Genomic DNA, 18,229 nt, shown 5'->3' on the forward strand with positions numbered 1-18,229 from the left:
CCCCTGAAGAGCAAGAATCAATATCTGATAACATTAGCTGGCATAATATTAAATACTGCCCCGGCCCTGTCACACCCTTTGGGCCGGGAACCTTCGCCGCTTAGCGATAAGGCCGCGTGGAAGCGCGCGGGATCAGCGTCGGCAGAGAATAGCGCTGGGGATTTTCCGCATGGTTGCTTAACAGTAATTCGACAGCATGGCTGGCAAGCTGATCAAGCGGCGTTTTTACCGAGGTTAAGGGGATCGGCAGGCGGCTGACCAAAGGAATATCGTTATAACCCACCAGCGAAACGTCGCGGCCTATCTCCAGCCCGAGTCGATGTGCCGCCGCCATCACGCCGATCGCCAGGTCATCATTGACGGCGAAAATGGCGCTGGGGCGCGCAGGACTATTCAGTATTTCATAACCGGCGTTTTCACCGGCCACAATGGTAAAATCGGAATCTCGCCACCACTGGGGATTCACCTCGGCCTGCGCTTCCTGCATGGCACGCAGGAAACCCTTTTGCCGGTTTAAGGTGCTTGATGAAAAATTCGGCCCGGCAATGATGCCGATTTCCCGGTGCCCTAAATCCAGTAAATGGCGGGTCGCCAGATAACCCCCCAGTTCGTCATCACCAATGGCCGATGGACTTATACCGTCGGTACGTAGCGCCAGAACATGGTTGATCTGTTTTTCCCGTAGCTGCTGGGGCAGGCGATCGCCCAGGCGGCAGGTGGAAAGGATCAGGCCGTCCACCCGGCGGTCTAACAGAGATTGCGTGGCGCGCTCTTCCGTTTCTGGATCGTTGCCACAGGTGGCCACTACCGTGAAATACCCATGGCGCGCAGCGGCCTGAGAGACGGCTTCATAGAACATCGCCGTCACGGTATCAGTCAATCTGGGGACCAGTACGCCTATCGTGCCGGTATCGCCCCGGCGCAGACTTGACGCCACATAGTCACGTCGATAACCCAACTGCTTCGCCGCTTCGCGTATTTTTTCAGCGGAAGGGCTGCGGGACGGGGGGAGACGTTCATCCAGCACGCGTGAAACAGTTGAAACACTCACGCCTGCAGCGCGTGCCACATCCTGCATCGTGATCGTTCTTCCATTTTGCTCTGAAGATGACTGATTTCCCATGACCGATTCCCTGTTTAAATTCAGCTGAGATTGTATTCGTAGTTATTTCGCCCACGCAACTGAATTGGCGTGAACGGTAACAGGCAATAATGTGGGAAATAGATCACGTAATGCAGATTGATAAACATTTAAGCCGCTCTTTTTTGTGATGCGAATTGCATTTATTCGCAGAGTACCCTTGATCTTGCGGAGTAAAGGGAAGACATTTCAACTCACTTGCAATCGTTCCTGCAATCGATTTCAAGAAGGGGATTTTATCATCTTTATTGTTGAAATGTGTAAGGAGTTAACATGAAAGCACTTGATTTGCGTGGTATTGTTCCAGCCCCCGTTACCCCTTTTACCCGCGATGGACGCATCGATCATCAAGCGATCAAACGCTTAGGTTCCTGGCTTGGCAGCGTGAAAGGCGTGAAAGGTCTGGTGGTGCTGGGACATGCCGGGGAAGGTACCTTCCTGACTCAGCAGGAGCAGGCCGATGTTATCCGTAGTTTTGTGGACTCGACCGAAGGCCGCGTGCCGGTTATCGCCGGTATTACCGGCGAAGGGACGGAAGTGGCGGCGCTGGAAGCACAGCGTGCCGTGGAAGCCGGGGCCTCTGCTGGCCTGCTGTATCCCTCCCATGGCTGGCTGCGTTTTGGCTACCAAAAAGGGGCGCCGCAGGATCGTTATCGCGTGGTATACGAAGAGAGCGGCCTGCCGCTTATTCTGTTCCAGTATCCGGATGTCACGAAAGCCACCTATAACCTCGAAACGATGCTGGATATCTCCGCGCAACCGGGAGTCTTTGCGATGAAAAATGGCGTGCGGAATATGCGCCGCTGGGATACGGAAATTCCGGTGATTCGCCGCGAACGCCCTGATTTACAGATCCTCAGCTGTCATGATGAATATTTGCTGCATACCGCTTTTGATATTGATGGTTTCCTGGTGGGGTATGGCAATATTGCGCCGGAACTCCTGTTAGAGCTGCTGGAGGCCGGAAAAGCGCAGGATTATGTGAAGGCCAAAGCGGTTCACGATCGTCTGCTGCCGGTTACCAAGGCCGTTTATCACCGTGGCTCGCATATGGAAGGCACGGTCGCGCTGAAACATGCTCTGGTTGAACGTGGCATCCTGGAACACGCGACCGTTCGTTCACCGTTGTTACCGCTGGAACCCGGCGCGGAAGAAGAGATCAAAGCGGCTATCCGTGAAGCAGGTATTAAAAAAGCGGTTATTTAATTCATTATTTGTATGTTAAACCCGTATTCTTCATGAATACGGGTTGGTTTTACCAGGGACTATCCGGTTTTATTCAATATATAAGGTTGGCCATATAATATTCTGTAAAGATAATATAATGAGGCTGTCATGAATAATTTAGAAAAAACATCTTCCACTGTACCCGCACAAATAGAAAAACTTCCCTTCTCTCAATTAATTCGCCGTATTGGTCCGGGTATTGTTCTTACCGGGGTCGTTGTCGGTCCCGGCGCTATCACCACCGCGTCGATGTTAGGGGCGGACTATGGCTACTCTTTGCTATGGCTACTGATCCCCATTGCCTTTATGGGGATCACGTTTATGTTGACGACCTATCGTATCTCGATGCTCACCGGAATGCCGTCAATCGAGGCGATACGTCACTATTACGGTAAAGTCGCCTCGGGGTTTGTCGGGGTGGCTACTTTTTTAGCCTGTCTTTTTTTTACCATGGGGAATATCTCGGGTACCGGGGCCGGCATGAACCTGGTTTTCGGCATTGACTGGAAACTCGGTGCGTTAATTATGATTGCGGTGATGATCTATTGCTATTTCTCTAAAGGCGTTTATTCCAAAGTCGAAAAAGGGATCACTATTTGTATTGTGGCAATGATTATCGCTTTTTATATTACCCTGGTAGGGACGGGGGGACCAGACTGGAAAGCCAGTGGCGAAGGGTTAACGCATTGGATGTTTCCTGCGGGGAGTTTAGTCACCGCCCTGGGCTTTATCAGTACCAATGCCTCCCTGACGACCGGGATCTACGGCACTTACCTTGGCAAAGAGAAAAAATGGAAAAAAGATGACCTCTTTAATGGCGTGATGGTGGCGGATACCGTCGCCCATATTATCGGTGTGCTGCTGATCAGCGGGGCGATTATTCTGGTGGGGGCCATCGTCCTTTTTCCGCAAGGGATATCAATCAATACGCCGACGCAGCTGGCCGATTTGTTAACGCCCAGTATGGGACGGGCGGCAAAATACATTATGGGTGTCGCCCTATTGGGGGCGGGTTTCTCATCTCTACTGGGGAATACTCAGCGTGGGGTTGTGCTGCTCAATTCCGGCTTCAATAAATCTACCGCGCTGGAGAGTAAAGCGGTCCAGTGGGGATCCATGGTGGTGCTGGTGGTGGCGGGGTTAATCTGCTTTAGCTTTGGCGGTTCGCCGGTGCAGTTAATTTACTTAGCGAATGTGGCAACGGCGGTATCCACGCCGGTCGCCGGCTTGTTTATTTGCCTGCTGCTGTGGCGAAAGGATATTAATAAAGGATACAAGGCGCCACGGTTATTACAAATATGCATGGCGATCAGCTATCTCTTTTGTTTGTTGCTCACTCTCGTTGCGCTGATAAATACCTTACCTAAGTTTATGTCCTCTCTTTCAACCCTGTTTTGAGGTGGGGTATGACTGATGCTGCGCGATTAAGCGAAGGCTGGAATCAGATGCGTCCCGGCATGGGCGTTGTGCAAGTACGTATAACAGAGGGAAAATAAAATGGAAGAGACTGTTTTACTGGATGTGCAGAGAATACAGACCTCCGAACAGAGCAGCATTATTCTTCACTCTGTCCGGGCGGTGGATTTAGTGAATCACCTGGTACCTGAGTTACATCTCCTCGATAGCCACAGCGAGCCATACAACGTCCAAAAAACAGTGGTTAACTGCCTTTATGCCGGACAGCAGCTTGCCAGAGAACGGCGGGTTGTTTTGCCATTATTGCCAGAGTCGCTCTATTTGCTGGGTGGGATGGTGATTGCTGCCGGGAAGACCATCGAGAAAAAAGAGGTTATTACCCATAATCGTCTGTGCGAAGAGGCCGGGAGGCTGCTGAAAGACGAGGCGGTATGGGAGAGTATCGACATTATAAGAAGTGTTGCTCTGCCTGTTTACCGCCGGCTGGTGAAAGAGCAGCGCACCCACGTCGCCTCTTTATTACAGGCTCTGCTGCATATCCTTGCCTGGCGTAGCGAGAGTGGCTGGGCGCGGGACCAGGCGCAAAGAATACTATGGGCCGGGGGCGTGTTCGGAACGGCAGGCATCGATTCGCTAATCGCTTTCGATCGGGCATTGGCAGAGAAAGAGATGACGTTTCCGTCATTGCGTGAATGGTTAACCGTGACGGCATTTCTGGCCCACTTCCCTGCGGGCCCGGTCTTTTCTGATTAACCACCACTCCCCGATAGCGCAATCGGGTTGTTACTGAGGCGGCAGGCACACGCCGATGCCGCCGATGCCGCAATAGCCGTGCGGGTTTTTATACAGATACTGCTGATGATCGTCTTCGGCATAGTAGAAGGGTTTGGCGGTAGCGATCTCGGTAGTGATGTGACGAGTATCGTGCGCGTCGTTCATCGCCGCCTGGAAGCGGGCGAGGCTGGCCTTTGCCGCTGCCGTTTGTTCCGGCGTCAGCGGGTAAATCGCCGAACGGTACTGGGTACCGTGGTCGTTGCCCTGTCGCATGCCCTGCGCCGGATCGTGATTTTCCCAGAACACCTGTAATAACTGCTCATAGCTAATCACCTGCGGATCGTAAACCACGCGCACTGCTTCCGCGTGACCGGTCTGGCCGCTGCACACTTCGCGATAGGTCGGATTTGGCGTATAGCCGCCGGTATAGCCTGCGGCGGTGCTGTAAACCCCCGGCAATTGCCAGAACAGGCGCTCCACTCCCCAGAAGCAGCCCATGGCGAACAGCGCCACTTCCATCCCCGCCGGGACGTTGGTCATCGAGTGGCCGTTAACTGCGTGGAGCGTCGCCACTGGCATGGGGGTATTGCGTCCAGGCAGCGCATCCGCCTGGGCGACAAGATGCGTTTTATCAAATAGACTCACGGTTGGCCTCTCAATACAGAAATCGTCGTTAAGGTTGTAACGAAGCGTGTCTTTTAACACAATAAACACGCGTAATACGTCTAGATTAATACATAAGAATTATTTGGGTTATTGCCACTTTTTCAACCCTGGTTGTTAGGGTTTTGTTAAGCCGTGGAGCGGCGCCAGTGTTTCCTGTAGGGGGAAACAGGGATATTCAGGAGAAAATGTGCTAAAAATCCGCCAGTTATGTATCACCAGCCTTTTGCTGGTCAGCGGGGTCGCCAGCGCAGCGAATGTGCGTTTGCAGGTTGAGGGATTATCCGGGGAGCTGGAGAGAAACGTTCGCGCCCAGCTTTCCACCATCCAGAGTGATGAGGTCACGCCGGATCGTCGCTTTCGCGCCCGCGTCGATGACGCCATTCGCGAAGGTCTGAAAGCGCTGGGTTATTACGAGCCGACGATTGAATTTGATTTACGTCCGCCGCCGAAAAGGGGGCGTCAGGTGCTGATCGCCAAAGTGACCCCGGGTGAACCGGTGCGCATTGGTGGAACCGAGGTCATTCTGCGCGGCGGCGCCCGTACCGATAGCGACTATCTGGCGCTGCTAAAAACGCGTCCGGCCATCGGGACGGTGCTGAACCATGGCGATTATGACGGTTTCAAGAGCTCGTTGACCCGCGTCGCCCTGCGCAAAGGCTACTTTGACAGCGAGTTCAACAAAAGCCAGCTCGGGATCTCCCTTGACCGCCACCAGGCGTTCTGGGATATCGATTACGACAGCGGCGAGCGCTATCGCTTTGGTCACGTCACCTTCTCCGGATCGCAAATTCGCGATGAATACCTGCAAAACCTCGTGCCGTTTAAAGAGGGCGACTACTACACCTCGCAGGATCTGGCCGAGCTAAACCGCCGCCTGGCGGCGACCGGCTGGTTCAGTTCAGTCGTGGTGGCGCCTGATTTCGCTAAGTCACGGAAAACCAAGGTGCTGCCTCTGCAGGGCGTTGTTTCGCCACGCAAAGAGAACACCGTGGAAACCGGGGTTGGTTTTTCAACCGATGTCGGGCCGCGCGTGAAAGCCACGTGGAAAAAACCGTGGATGAACTCGTATGGCCACAGCCTGACCTCCAGCGTCAGCCTCTCCGCTCCGGAGCAGCAGTTCGACTTTACCTATAAAGTCCCGCTGCTGAAGAGCCCGCTCGAGCAGTACTATCTGATGCAGGGCGGCTTTAAGCGCACCGATCTTAATGACACCCAGGCCGACTCCACCACGCTTGGGGTATCGCGTTTCTGGGAGATGTCGAGCGGCTGGCAGCGGGCGATCAACCTGCGCTGGAGCCTGGACCACTTTACCCAGGCGAACGTCACCAACACCACCATGCTGATTTACCCTGGGGTCTCGGTGAACCGCACTCGCTCTCGCGGCGGTCTGATGCCCACCTGGGGCGATTCACAGCGCTACTCCGTGGACTACTCCAACACCATGTGGGGCTCGGACATCAACTTCATCGTGATGCAGGCCCAGGACGTCTGGATCCGTACCCTCTATGACCGCCACCGCTTTGTGGTGCGCGGCAACCTTGGCTGGATCGAAGCGGACAACTTTGACAAGGTGCCGCCGGATCTGCGCTTTTTCGCCGGGGGCGACCGCAGTATTCGCGGCTATAAATACAAATCTATCTCGCCGAAGGACGATGACGGCAAGCTGATCGGGGCCTCGAAGCTGGCGACCGGCTCGCTGGAGTATCAGTACAACGTCAGTGGTAAATGGTGGGGCGCCGTGTTTGTCGATAGCGGCGAAGCGGTCAGCGATATTCGCGAGAGCGATTTCAAAACCGGCGCCGGGGTGGGCGTGCGCTGGCAGTCGCCGGTGGGGCCGATCAAGCTGGATATCGCCCGGCCGATCGGCGACAAAGAAGAGCATGGTTTACAGTTTTACATCGGTCTGGGGCCTGAATTATGAGTTTATGGAAGAAGATAAGCCTCGGCGTCTTAATCGTGTTGGTGCTCCTGCTGGGCACCGTCGGGTTCCTGGTGGGGACGACCACCGGCTTGCATCTGGTGTTCAAAGCGGCGGATCGCTGGGTTCCGGGGCTGGATATCGGCAAAGTCACCGGTGGCTGGCGTGATTTAACCCTCGATAATGTTCGCTACGAGCAGCCCGGCGTGGCGGTCACCGCCGGCCAGTTTCACCTCAGCGTCAGGTTGCGCTGCCTGTGGGACAGCAGCCTGTGCGTGAACGACATCGCGCTGCGCGATATTTACGTCGCTGTCGATACGAAGAAGATGCCGCCCGCCGCGCCGGTCGAGGAAGAAGACAGCGGGCCGCTGAATCTCTCCACCCCTTATCCGATCACCCTCAGCCGCGTCGCACTGCATAACGTCAACGTCAAAATCGACGATACCGCAGTGTCCGTGCGCGATTTTTCCACCGGCCTGAACTGGCAGGAGAAAAACCTGACCCTGACGCCGACCTCGCTGCAGGGGCTGCTGATCGCCCTGCCGAAAGTGGCGAAAGTGGCGCAGGAGCAGGTGGTCGAGCCGAAAATCGACAACCCGAAGCCGCAGGAAAAACCGCTCGGCGAGACGATGACCGACCTCTTCTCGCAGCCGGTGCTGCCGGCAATGACCGATGTCCATCTGCCGCTGAACCTCAATATTCAGGCGTTCCGCGGGGAACAACTACGCCTGACCGGCGATACCGACATCACCGTGTATAACCTGCTGCTGAAAGTCAGCAGTATCGACGGTCAGATGAAGCTCGACGCCCTCGATATCGACTCCGATCAGGGCAAGGTCAGCGCCTCGGGCCACGCGCAATTGCAGGATAACTGGCCGGTGGACATTACCCTCGCCGGAACGCTGAACGTTGACCCGATGAAAGGGGAGAAGGTGCAGCTGAAGGTGGGCGGCGAAGTGCGTAAAACGCTTAAGGTCGGGGTGGACTTAAGCGGGCCGGTCGCGGCCACGCTGCGCGCGGATGCGCAGCTGGCGGAGGCCGGGCTGCCGCTCAATATGGAGCTGAAGAGTAAGCAGCTCGCCTGGCCATTCAGCGGCGAGAAGCAGTTCCAGGCCGACGACGTCCAGCTGAAGTTTAGCGGCAAAATGACCGACTACGCGCTGGCCTTCTCCACGGCGGTGAAAGGTCAGTCGCTGCCGCCGGCGAAAATCACCCTCAACGCCAAAGGCAATGAGCGGCAGATTAATCTCGACAAGCTGACGGTCAACGCCCTGGAAGGGAAAACCGAGCTGAAGGCGCTGCTCGACTGGCAGCAGGCGATCAGCTGGCGCGGCGAGCTGACCCTCGATGGGATCAACACCGCCAAAGAGGTGCCGGACTGGCCGTCGAAGCTCAACGGCATGATCAAGACCCAGGGCAGCCTGTACGGCGGCAGCTGGCAGATGTCGGTGCCGGAGCTGAAAATTACCGGCAACGTGAAGCAGAACAAAGTGGATGTTTCGGGCTCGCTGCAGGGTAACAGCTATCTGCAGTGGAAAATCCCGGGCCTGCACCTGGCGTTAGGCCCGAACAGCGCCGATATCAAAGGTGAGCTTGGGGTGAAGGATCTTAACCTCGACGCCACTATCGATGCCCCGCATCTGGATAATGCATTGCCGGGGCTTGGCGGAACGGCGAAGGGGCTGGTGAAAGTGCGCGGCACTGTCGATGCGCCGCAGCTTCTGGCCGACATCACCGCCCGGGCGCTGCGCTGGCAGGAACTGACGATCGCCCAGGTCAACGTCAAAGGGGACGTGAAATCCACCGATCAGATTGGCGGTAATCTGGATGTGCGGGTCGATCGCATTAGCCAGCCGGGGGTCAATATCAGTTTGGTGCAGCTCAATGCCAAAGGTACTGAGAAGCAGCATGAGCTGCGGCTGCGCGTGCAGGGCGATCCGGTTTCCGGCCAGCTGACGCTGGCAGGCAGCTTCGATCGTCAGGCCGAACGCTGGAGAGGCTCGCTGAGCGATACCCGCTTCCAGACGCCGGTAGGGCCGGTAGCGCTGACGCGCAGCATTGCGCTGGACTACCGCAACCAGGAGCAGAAAATCAGCATTGGGCCACACTGCTGGACCAACCCGAACGCCGAGCTTTGCGTCCCGCAGACCATCGACGCGGGCGCCAGCGGGCGGGCGCGAGTGAACCTCAACCGCTTCGATCTGGCGATGCTTAAGCCGTTTATGCCGGAGGCGACCCAGGCCAGCGGCGTGTTTACCGGTAATGCCGATGTGAGCTGGGACACCACCAAAGAGGGGCTGCCGCAGGGCAAAGTGACCCTCAGCGGGCGCAACGTCAAGGTGACCCAGGTGGTCAACGACGCGCCGCTGCCGGTGGCATTCGATACGCTGAACCTCAGCGCCGACCTGCATAACAATCGCGCCGAGCTGGGCTGGCTTATCCGCCTGACCAACAATGGTCAACTGGATGGGCAGGTGCAGGTCACCGACCCGCAGGGGCGGCGTAATCTCGGCGGCAACGTCAATATCAGCAACTTCTCGCTGGCGATGATCAACCCGATTTTCGCTCGCGGCGAAAAAGCCGAGGGGAGGCTCAACGCCCGTCTGCGTCTGGGCGGCAACGTGAAAAGCCCGCAGCTGTTCGGCCAGATGCAGCTCAGCGGGGTGGATATCGATGGCAACTTCATGCCGTTTGATATGCAGCCGAGCCAGCTGGCGATGAACTTCAACGGCACGCGCTCGACCCTGCAGGGGACGGTGAACACCCGCCAGGGGCAAATTGCTCTCAGCGGCAACGCCGACTGGACGCAGATCGATAACTGGCGGGCGCAGATTGCAGCGAAGGGCAGCCGGGTGCGGATCACGGTGCCGCCGATGGTGCGTCTCGATGTGTCGCCGGACGTGGTGTTTACCGCCACGCCGAGCCTGTTCAGCCTTGATGGCAAGGTGGATGTGCCCTGGGCGCGGATCGTGGTCAACGAGGTGCCAGAGAGCGCGGTTGGCGTCTCCTCTGATGAAGTGATGCTGGATAAAAACCTCAAGCCGATTAATCAGCAGAGCGCCGGTATCCCGATCAACAGCAACCTGACGATTCACGTCGGCAACAACGTGCGTCTGGAAGCCTTTGGTCTGAAAGCGCGTCTGACCGGTGATTTGAAAGTGGCGCAGGACAAGCAAGGCTTGGGCCTCAACGGGCAGATCAATATTCCGGACGGCCGCTTCCACGCCTATGGTCAGGATCTGATTGTTCGCAAAGGGGAGCTGCTGTTCTCCGGTCCGCCGGATCAGCCGCTGCTGAATATCGAAGCGATTCGTAACCCGGATGCTACCGAAGACGATGTGATCGCCGGCGTTCGCGTCACCGGCTCCGCCGATCAGCCGAAAGCGGAGATCTTCTCTGACCCGGTGATGTCCCAGCAGGAAGCGCTATCTTATCTGCTGCGCGGCCAGGGTTTGAGCAGCGGACAGAGCGATAGCGCCGCGATGACCTCAATGCTTATTGGAATGGGGGTTGCACAAAGTGGTCAGGTTGTGGGTAAAATCGGCGAGACGTTTGGCGTAAGCAATTTGGCGTTGGACACCGAAGGGGTAGGCGACTCTTCCCAGGTGGTGGTCAGCGGCTATGTACTGCCGGGTCTGCAGGTAAAATATGGGGTCGGTATTTTCGACTCCCTGGCGACGCTGACTTTACGTTATCGCCTGATGCCTAGGCTATATGTGGAAGCGGTGTCTGGCATTGACCAGGCGCTCGATTTGCTCTATCAGTTTGAGTTTTAGCAATGCGAATATTTGTTTACGGCAGTTTACGACGCAAACAAGGCAACAGCCACTGGATGACCAACGCCCAGTGGCTGGGCGCTCATAGTGTCAACGATTATCAGCTGTACAGCCTGGGCCACTATCCAGGCGCGGTGCCCGGCGAAGGCACAGTACATGGTGAAGTTTATCGTATTGATGCATCGACGCTGGCCGAACTGGATGCGCTACGCACGAAGGGGGGCGAGTATGCGCGCCACCTCATTCAGACGCCTTACGGCAGCGCATGGATGTATGTGTATCAACGTTCCGTTGAGGGATGTACGTTGATAGCGAACGGCAACTGGTTGGATCGCGACCAGTACTAACCACGACAGCGCCACCTTCGGGTGGCGTTGTTTTTTCTGCTCCATGCCTTACCAGAGTGGCAGACGATCCTTCGCCAGCCACATCGCGGAAGCCAGCGTCGTCAGCGCGAGAAATAATAATCGTCGTGTGGGGGTGCTGAACATTACATGATCTCCTCGAGCGCGGTATGGCGGGCCACTCCCTGCAGGTAGCGCCGCATCGCCGAGCGCATCTTCAGCCAGTCAGCCACCCGGTGTGATAATAACCAGGCCGTCGGGCCAATCAGCTCCAGTACCGCCAGGATCCCGCCGAAACTGAGTAATAATAGGGACAGCATGTCCAGTGAATCCTGAACCTGCCACCAGACGCTCCGGCCTGACTGAAGGGCACTGATGAGTTCAACAGCGAGAAATAGCAGATACATCACCAGCGCGAGGCCGTAAAACAGGTAATAGAGCAGCGCCAGTTGTCGGCGACCTGGATAGAGTGGATGGTTTTTTATATAAGCCGCGCCGTCGCTGGCATTGTATAGCGCGTGGATCGCACGGCTGTCGCGCTCGTACACGGCGACGAGGCGATCGCCAATGGCGATAAACGGTGGCTGACGACGATAGAGAACGGGATGCAGCGCGAAATTGGCGCAGCCTGTCTGCCACCAGAAGGCCAGCGGCGCCGTGTCGCATTGTATCCCAACGCCATGGTATTCCCGCGTTGGGTTCCCCGCGAACCACTTCTTAAAAATGATATTGTTAATTTTTCCCGTCCGGACGGCATAGCGTTCCGGCAGGGCTTGCGTAAAAGGCATTGCCGACTGGCGGACGGCCCGCGCCGTTGCAGGTAGCCGCTGGCAAAAGGAAAAGTCGCGGCGGCGGGCCTGCGCCATCTTCGTCAGCAGATCGCGCATGGCGGGGTGCCGTTTTAGCACCGGGTGGAACAGTCGCTCATAGAGCCCTGTTAACAGTCCGATGAAGGCCAGTATCGCGATAATGCCGCAGCCGAACCTTCCCCATTCTGAGGTGCTCATCACGAGCGGGATAAGAGCGACGATGAGCGTCAGCAGGCTGATAATCAGCAGCGGACGGGCCCAGCGCGTTACCCGTTGACTGGGTTCAAGGAGCGTTTCGCCATCGCTGAGCCAGTGGATCCAGTAACAGCCGTTGTCCAGACGGCGGACGCCAAGGTGCAGAGGCTGATTGATCGTCAGGTGGTCAAAAAGCGCGGGGTCTTTAAAATAGCGTTTATCGGTATAAAAGACATGCTCGCCGGCGATAAGGCGCAGATATCCCTGTTTTTCACAGGCGGCGGTGGTGAAACCGGTATAGTTCAGAGTGAAATAGCGAACGCTTTTCACGGGACACCCTCCATGGTGTTATCGCGGCTATCCGTGCCGCAATCAGGCAGGGGATGACCCTGCCTGAGACAGAATTACTTCTGCTTTGCGCGCTCGAAAGAGGCAACGATTTCAGCTTTCGCCGCTTCCGCGTTGTCCCAACCGTCGACTTTAACCCACTTGCCTTTTTCCAGATCTTTGTAGTGCTCAAAGAAATGAGTGATCTGGGCTTTCAGCAGTTCCGGCAGATCGTTCACATCGTTGATGTGATCGTATTCTTTGCTCAGCTTGGTGTGCGGTACGGCAACCAGTTTCGCATCTTCACCGGATTCGTCGGTCATCTTCAGAACGCCAACCGGACGGCAGCGGATCACGGAGCCCGGCTGCAGCGGGTACGGCGTCGGGACCAGCACGTCAACCGGGTCACCGTCCAGGGACAAGGTGTGGTTGATGTAACCGTAGTTGCACGGATAGAACATTGCTGTGGACATGAAACGGTCAACGAACAGTGCACCGCTCTCTTTGTCGACTTCATATTTGATAGGATCTGCGTTCGCCGGGATTTCGATCACGACGTAGATGTCTTCCGGCAGATCTTTGCCCGCAGGTACGTTGAGTAAGCTCATGTCTGTTTCCTTTAAAATGTATGGCAAACAAGTGCTCGGTATTATAGCCAACTCACATCGAAAGTCTTCGCTTCTTTTTCCCGATATCGCCGCGGAGTGCTCCGAATTTTTCGCGTAATAATGACATGAAAATCCATAAACATAGCCACATCATGAATAAATTTATGTAACCGTTTTCATTGCATGTGATTGATTTATCAAACTGCTTAAAAAAACGTCATAAACCGCAACAGCCGCGCTCCCTGCGAAGCCTTATCGGCTCTCCGCTGGGCAGCGGGGCCATCATTAACATCTCATTTACTTTTTTGAAGTGTGATGTAACGCATTCAGTTACATCACCGATTGTCTATAGTTTGTCCGCAGGTGAGACTTTAACCAACAATAACCCTACGAGGATACCCTTATGTGGAAGCGCTTACTTCTTGTCACAGCAGTTTCCGCAGCTATGTCGTCTATGGCGATAGCTGCCCCGCTAACCGTAGGTTTTTCGCAGGTCGGTTCTGAATCCGGCTGGCGTGCGGCGGAAACCAGCGTCGCGAAAGAGGAGGCCGCCAAGCGCGGTATCACCCTGAAGATCGCTGATGGTCAGCAAAAACAGGAAAACCAGATCAAAGCAGTGCGCTCCTTTATCGCTCAGGGGGTCGACGCGATCTTCATTGCACCGGTGGTGGCCACCGGCTGGGAACCGGTGCTGAAAGAGGCGAAAGAGGCCAAGATCCCGGTCTTCCTTCTCGACCGTTCCATTGATGTTAAAGATAAAGATCTCTACATGACCACCGTGACCGCCAACAACGTGCTGGAAGGCCAACTGATTGGCGACTGGCTGGTGAAAACCGTCGACGGTAAGCCGTGTAACGTCGTTGAACTGCAGGGCACCGTTGGGGCCAGCGTGGCCATCGATCGTAAGAAAGGGTTCGCCGACGCGATTGCCAAAGCGTCGAATATCAAAATTATCCGCTCTCAGTCCGGCGACTTCACCCGCAGCAAAGGGAAAGAGGTGATGGAGAGCTTTATCAAAGCTGAGAATAACGGCAAAAACATCTGCATGGTCTTCGCCCATAACGATGACATGGTAATCGGCGCCATCCAGGCCATTAAAGAGGCGGGTCTGAAGCCGGGCAAAGATATCCTCACGGGCTCCATCGACGGCGTGCCGGATATCTATAAAGCCATGATCGCTGGTGAAGCCAACGCCAGCGTCGAACTGACGCCAAATATGGCCGGCCCGGCGTTTGATGCGCTGGAGAAATACAAAAAAGACGGCACCCTGCCTGAGAAGCTGACCATTACCAAATCGACGCTGTATCTGCCGGATACGGCGAAAGAAGAGTTAGAGAAGAAGAAAAATATGGGCTACTGAGTGGGGAGCCCCTCATTCCATCCCTCTCCCCAGTGGGAGAGGGTAAAAAGCAGCGTTCCAGTAACCCCGGGAAGCCCAGCGCGACCCGGGGTAACCTGACATCATTTGAAGGTGACATCGATTATGAGCGCCGAGGCACACCAGGAGATCCTTCGCACCGAAGGACTCAGTAAATTCTTCCCCGGCGTTAAGGCGCTGGATAACGTCAACTTTAGCCTGCGGCGCGGCGAAATCATGGCCCTGTTGGGCGAAAACGGCGCCGGAAAATCGACGCTGATCAAAGCGCTTACCGGCGTTTACCATGCCGATCGCGGCACCATCTGGCTGGAAGGCCAGGCTATTTCGCCCAAAAATACCGCCCATGCCCAGCAGCTGGGGATTGGCACCGTCTACCAGGAAGTGAACCTGCTACCCAATATGTCGGTGGCGGATAACCTGTTCATCGGCCGTGAGCCGCGGCGGTTTGGCCTGCTGCGACGCAAAGAGATGGAGGCGCGGGCGACGGCGCTGATGGCCTCCTACGGCTTTTCTCTCGACGTGCGCGAACCGCTGAACCGCTTTTCGGTGGCGATGCAGCAGATCGTCGCTATCTGTCGGGCCATCGACCTGTCGGCCAAAGTGCTGATCCTCGACGAGCCCACCGCCAGCCTCGATACCCAGGAGGTGGAGATGCTGTTCACCCTGATGCGCCAGCTCAGGGATAGCGGCGTCAGCCTAATCTTCGTCACCCATTTTCTCGATCAGGTCTATGCGGTCAGCGATCGCATCACCGTGCTGCGCAACGGCAGTTTCGTCGGCTGCCGCGAGACTCGCGAGCTACCGCAGATTGAGCTGGTGAAAATGATGCTGGGTCGCGAACTGGACCACAATGCCCTGCAGCGGGCGGGCCGTACCCTGCTGAGCGATAAGCCGGTGGCGGCGTTTGAAGGCTACGGTAAAAAAGGCACCATCGCCCCGTTCGACCTGCAGGTCCGTCCGGGCGAAATTGTGGGCCTCGCCGGCCTGCTGGGTTCCGGACGCACGGAAACCGCCGAGGTGATCTTCGGTATTAAAACGGCGGACAGCGGGAAGGCGTGGATCAAAGGCAAACCGCAGACCCTGCGCTCCCCGCATCAGGCTTCCTGCCTCGGGATCGGCTTCTGTCCTGAAGATCGCAAAACCGACGGCATTATCGCCGCCGCTTCGGTGCGGGAAAATATCGTCCTTGCCCTGCAGGCGCAGCGCGGCTGGCTGCGGCCGATCCCCCGGCGTGAACAGAACGAGATCGCCGAGCGCTTTATTCGCCAGCTGGGGATCCGTACCCCGAGCGCGGAGCAGCCGATCGAGTTTCTCTCCGGCGGCAACCAGCAGAAGGTACTGCTCTCCCGCTGGTTACTGACCAAACCGCAGTTCCTGATCCTCGATGAGCCGACCCGCGGCATCGACGTCGGCGCCCATGCGGAAATTATTCGCCTGATTGAAACCCTCTGCGCCGATGGTCTGGCGCTGCTGGTTATCTCCTCTGAACTGGAGGAGCTGGTGGGTTACGCCGATCGGGTCATTATCATGCGCGATCGCCGACAGGTGGCGGAGATCCCGCTCGCCGAGCTCTCTGTACCGGCGATCATGAACGCTATTGCGGCATAAGGAGTAACTCATGATGCCTCGATCTCTTTCGCAAACCGGCCCGGAGAAGCGACGCTTCAGCTGGCCGAAGGGCACCCCGCAGATCATTGCCTTGCTGCTGGTGCTGCTGGTCGACAGCCTGGTCGCGCCCCATTTTTATCAGGTGGTGCTCCAGGATGGCCGCCTGTTTGGCAGCCCGATCGATATTCTTAACCGCGCCGCGCCGGTGGCGCTGCTGGCCATTGGCATGACGCTGGTGATCGCCACCGGCGGTATCGATCTGTCGGTGGGGGCGGTGATGGCGATTGCCGGCGCGACGGCCGCCTCGATGACCGTCGCCGGGCACAGCCTGGCGGTGGTGGTGCTGGCCTCACTGGGGGCCGGTGCGCTGGCCGGGCTGTGGAACGGTATCCTCGTGGCGATCCTTAAGATCCAACCTTTTGTGGCGACGTTGATCCTGATGGTGGCCGGGCGCGGGGTCGCGCAGTTAATCACCGCCGGACAGATCGTCACCTTTGATTCCCCGGCCCTGGCATGGCTCGGCAGCGGATCGTTTCTGCTGTTTCCAACGCCGGTGATCATCGCTGCCGCCACCCTGCTGTTGTTCTGGCTGTTTACCCGTAAAACGGCGCTGGGCATGTTTATCGAAGCGGTAGGGATCAACATCCGCGCGGCGAAAAACGCCGGTGTGAATACCCGCATCGTGGTGATGCTGGCCTATGTCCTGAGCGGCGTCTGCGCAGCGATTGCCGGGATCATCGTGGCGGCGGACATACGCGGCGCGGATGCGAATAACGCCGGGTTGTGGCTCGAACTGGACGCCATTCTGGCGGTGGTCATCGGCGGCGCCTCCCTGATGGGCGGGCGCTTCAACCTGCTGCTGTCGGTGGTGGGGGCGCTGATTATCCAGGGCATGAATACTGGCATTTTGCTTTCTGGCTTTCCGCCGGAGCTCAACCAGGTGGTGAAAGCGGTGGTGGTGCTGTGCGTACTGATTGTCCAGTCGCCGCGCTTTATCGGTTTACTGAAAGGGGTACGCGGCCATGATAAAACGTAATTTACCGTTGATGATCACCCTGGCGGTGTTTGTGCTGGGCTATCTCTACTGCCTGACGCAGTTCCCCGGCTTTGCCTCAACGCGGGTGATCTGCAATATCCTGACGGATAATGCCTTCCTCGGGATCATCGCCGTGGGCATGACCTTTGTGATCCTCTCCGGTGGGATCGATCTGTCGGTGGGGTCGGTGATCGCTTTTACCGGCGTCTTCCTCGCCAAAGCGATTGGCTTTTGGGGAATATCGCCGCTGGTGGCGTTTCCGCTGGTGCTGGTGATGGGCTGCGCCTTCGGTGCGTTTATGGGGCTGCTTATCGACGCGCTGAAGATCCCGGCTTTTATCATCACGCTTGCCGGCATGTTCTTCCTGCGTGGCGTCAGCTATCTGGTGTCGGAGGAGTCGATTCCGATTAACCATCCGGTCTACGACACCTTGTCCGGCCTGGCATGGACCATCCCCGGCGGCGGTCGTCTCAGCGCCATGGGGCTATTGATGCTGCTGGTGGTGGTGGCCGGTATTTTTGTCGCCCATCGCACCCGCTTTGGCAACCAGGTGTATGCCATCGGCGGCAACGCGACGTCGGCGAATTTAATGGGGATTTCGACTCGCAGCGCCACGATCCGTATCTATATGCTTTCCACCGGGCTGGCGACGCTGGCCGGGATCGTCTTTTCCATTTATACCCAGGCGGGCTATGCGCTGGCGGGCGTCGGCGTGGAGCTGGACGCGATTGCCTCGGTGGTGATCGGCGGTACGCTGCTCAGCGGCGGTGTTGGCACCGTGCTGGGAACGCTGTTCGGGGTGGCGATCCAGGGGCTGATTCAGACTTACATCAACTTCGATGGCACCCTCAGCTCATGGTGGACGAAAATTGCGATCGGTATTTTGCTGTTTATCTTTATCGCGCTGCAGCGTGGGCTGACGGTGCTGTGGGAAAATCGGCAGAATGCGGCGGTGACGCGGGTGAGCGGAGCGGGGAGTCGCTGACAGGGAACTCCCTTCCCGCAA

At 56.9% G+C, this 18,229-nt stretch carries 14 protein-coding genes; 10 read left to right on the forward strand and 4 right to left on the reverse strand.

Annotated features, from left to right (window positions below):
• Positions 1 to 100: 100 nt before the first annotated feature.
• Positions 101 to 1,123 (reverse strand): LacI family DNA-binding transcriptional regulator, encoded by a 1,023-nt coding sequence (locus tag NKJ21_RS20685; RefSeq protein ID WP_012543095.1) that lies wholly within the window; start codon positions 1,121 to 1,123, stop codon positions 101 to 103.
• Between the two features lie 291 nt (positions 1,124 to 1,414).
• On the opposite strand from NKJ21_RS20685, the gene NKJ21_RS20690 reads away from it, so the two are divergent.
• The 3 genes from NKJ21_RS20690 (at position 1,415) to NKJ21_RS20700 (ending at position 4,537) form a co-directional block, all read left to right on the forward strand.
• On the forward strand, positions 1,415 to 2,347 hold the full coding sequence (locus NKJ21_RS20690; RefSeq protein ID WP_022065390.1) for a dihydrodipicolinate synthase family protein: 933 nt from the start codon (positions 1,415 to 1,417) through the stop codon (positions 2,345 to 2,347).
• Positions 2,348 to 2,476: 129 nt separating this feature from the next.
• On the forward strand, positions 2,477 to 3,766 hold the full coding sequence (locus NKJ21_RS20695; RefSeq protein ID WP_012543094.1) for an Nramp family divalent metal transporter: 1,290 nt from the start codon (positions 2,477 to 2,479) through the stop codon (positions 3,764 to 3,766).
• Between the two features lie 99 nt (positions 3,767 to 3,865).
• A complete protein-coding gene (locus tag NKJ21_RS20700) occupies positions 3,866 to 4,537 on the forward strand; it encodes a hypothetical protein (protein WP_008807153.1) in 672 nt (223 codons plus the stop codon).
• Between the two features lie 30 nt (positions 4,538 to 4,567).
• Here NKJ21_RS20700 and msrA read toward each other — a convergent pair whose 3' ends face one another.
• The gene (gene msrA / locus NKJ21_RS20705) at positions 4,568 to 5,203 is read right to left on the reverse strand and encodes a peptide-methionine (S)-S-oxide reductase MsrA (protein ID WP_008807152.1); all 636 of its coding nucleotides are present in this window, start codon (positions 5,201 to 5,203) and stop codon (positions 4,568 to 4,570) included.
• Positions 5,204 to 5,411: 208 nt separating this feature from the next.
• Here msrA and tamA point away from each other — a divergent pair, with 208 nt between their 5' ends.
• The 3 genes from tamA to NKJ21_RS20720 are packed head-to-tail and all read left to right on the forward strand — an operon-like array spanning position 5,412 to position 11,265.
• On the forward strand, positions 5,412 to 7,145 hold the full coding sequence (gene tamA, locus NKJ21_RS20710) for an autotransporter assembly complex protein TamA (protein WP_012969095.1): 1,734 nt from the start codon (positions 5,412 to 5,414) through the stop codon (positions 7,143 to 7,145).
• Positions 7,142 to 10,918: an autotransporter assembly complex protein TamB gene (tamB, locus tag NKJ21_RS20715; RefSeq protein WP_008807150.1), complete on the forward strand. Its 3,777-nt coding sequence runs from the start codon at positions 7,142 to 7,144 to the stop codon at positions 10,916 to 10,918. Before tamA ends, tamB begins: the two co-directional genes overlap by 4 nt.
• Before the next feature lie 2 nt (positions 10,919 to 10,920).
• A complete protein-coding gene (locus NKJ21_RS20720) occupies positions 10,921 to 11,265 on the forward strand; it encodes a gamma-glutamylcyclotransferase (RefSeq protein ID WP_008807149.1) in 345 nt (114 codons plus the stop codon).
• A gap of 143 nt (positions 11,266 to 11,408) precedes the next feature.
• Here NKJ21_RS20720 and NKJ21_RS20725 read toward each other — a convergent pair whose 3' ends face one another.
• Both NKJ21_RS20725 and ppa read right to left on the reverse strand, forming a co-directional pair.
• Positions 11,409 to 12,596: a hypothetical protein gene (locus NKJ21_RS20725; protein WP_012969094.1), complete on the reverse strand. Its 1,188-nt coding sequence runs from the start codon at positions 12,594 to 12,596 to the stop codon at positions 11,409 to 11,411.
• Between the two features lie 74 nt (positions 12,597 to 12,670).
• Positions 12,671 to 13,201, reverse strand: coding sequence for an inorganic diphosphatase (ppa, locus tag NKJ21_RS20730; RefSeq protein ID WP_002886766.1), 531 nt, complete (start codon positions 13,199 to 13,201; stop codon positions 12,671 to 12,673).
• A gap of 403 nt (positions 13,202 to 13,604) precedes the next feature.
• Here ppa and ytfQ point away from each other — a divergent pair, with 403 nt between their 5' ends.
• From ytfQ to yjfF, 4 genes are all read left to right on the forward strand, one after another.
• The gene (gene ytfQ, locus NKJ21_RS20735) at positions 13,605 to 14,561 is read left to right on the forward strand and encodes a galactofuranose ABC transporter, galactofuranose-binding protein YtfQ (RefSeq protein WP_008807147.1); all 957 of its coding nucleotides are present in this window, start codon (positions 13,605 to 13,607) and stop codon (positions 14,559 to 14,561) included.
• Between the two features lie 123 nt (positions 14,562 to 14,684).
• A complete protein-coding gene (gene ytfR, locus NKJ21_RS20740; RefSeq protein ID WP_044613396.1) occupies positions 14,685 to 16,187 on the forward strand; it encodes a galactofuranose ABC transporter, ATP-binding protein YtfR in 1,503 nt (500 codons plus the stop codon).
• Positions 16,188 to 16,197: 10 nt separating this feature from the next.
• Positions 16,198 to 17,223, forward strand: coding sequence for a galactofuranose ABC transporter, ATP-binding protein YtfT (ytfT, locus tag NKJ21_RS20745; RefSeq protein WP_008807145.1), 1,026 nt, complete (start codon positions 16,198 to 16,200; stop codon positions 17,221 to 17,223).
• On the forward strand, positions 17,210 to 18,208 hold the full coding sequence (gene yjfF, locus NKJ21_RS20750; RefSeq protein WP_002886825.1) for a galactofuranose ABC transporter, permease protein YjfF: 999 nt from the start codon (positions 17,210 to 17,212) through the stop codon (positions 18,206 to 18,208). Before ytfT ends, yjfF begins: the two co-directional genes overlap by 14 nt.
• Positions 18,209 to 18,229 lie beyond the last annotated feature (21 nt).

The organism is Klebsiella sp. SWET4, assembly GCF_024296565.1.
GTDB lineage: Bacteria > Pseudomonadota > Gammaproteobacteria > Enterobacterales > Enterobacteriaceae > Klebsiella > Klebsiella variicola.

Bases quoted from the DNA above. Each gene is read 5' to 3' on its own strand.
- ytfT (WP_008807145.1), top strand. From the start codon at position 16,198: ATGATGCCTCGATCTCTTTCGCAAACCGGCCCGGAGAAGCGACGCTTC.
- NKJ21_RS20700 (WP_008807153.1), top strand. From the start codon at position 3,866: ATGGAAGAGACTGTTTTACTGGATGTGCAGAGAATACAGACCTCCGAA.
- ppa (WP_002886766.1), bottom strand. From the start codon at position 13,201: ATGAGCTTACTCAACGTACCTGCGGGCAAAGATCTGCCGGAAGACATC.
- yjfF (WP_002886825.1), top strand. From the start codon at position 17,210: ATGATAAAACGTAATTTACCGTTGATGATCACCCTGGCGGTGTTTGTG.
- ytfQ (WP_008807147.1), top strand. From the start codon at position 13,605: ATGTGGAAGCGCTTACTTCTTGTCACAGCAGTTTCCGCAGCTATGTCG.
- NKJ21_RS20695 (WP_012543094.1), top strand. From the start codon at position 2,477: ATGAATAATTTAGAAAAAACATCTTCCACTGTACCCGCACAAATAGAA.
- ytfR (WP_044613396.1), top strand. From the start codon at position 14,685: ATGAGCGCCGAGGCACACCAGGAGATCCTTCGCACCGAAGGACTCAGT.
- NKJ21_RS20685 (WP_012543095.1), bottom strand. From the start codon at position 1,123: ATGGGAAATCAGTCATCTTCAGAGCAAAATGGAAGAACGATCACGATG.
- NKJ21_RS20720 (WP_008807149.1), top strand. From the start codon at position 10,921: ATGCGAATATTTGTTTACGGCAGTTTACGACGCAAACAAGGCAACAGC.
- tamB (WP_008807150.1), top strand. From the start codon at position 7,142: ATGAGTTTATGGAAGAAGATAAGCCTCGGCGTCTTAATCGTGTTGGTG.
- NKJ21_RS20690 (WP_022065390.1), top strand. From the start codon at position 1,415: ATGAAAGCACTTGATTTGCGTGGTATTGTTCCAGCCCCCGTTACCCCT.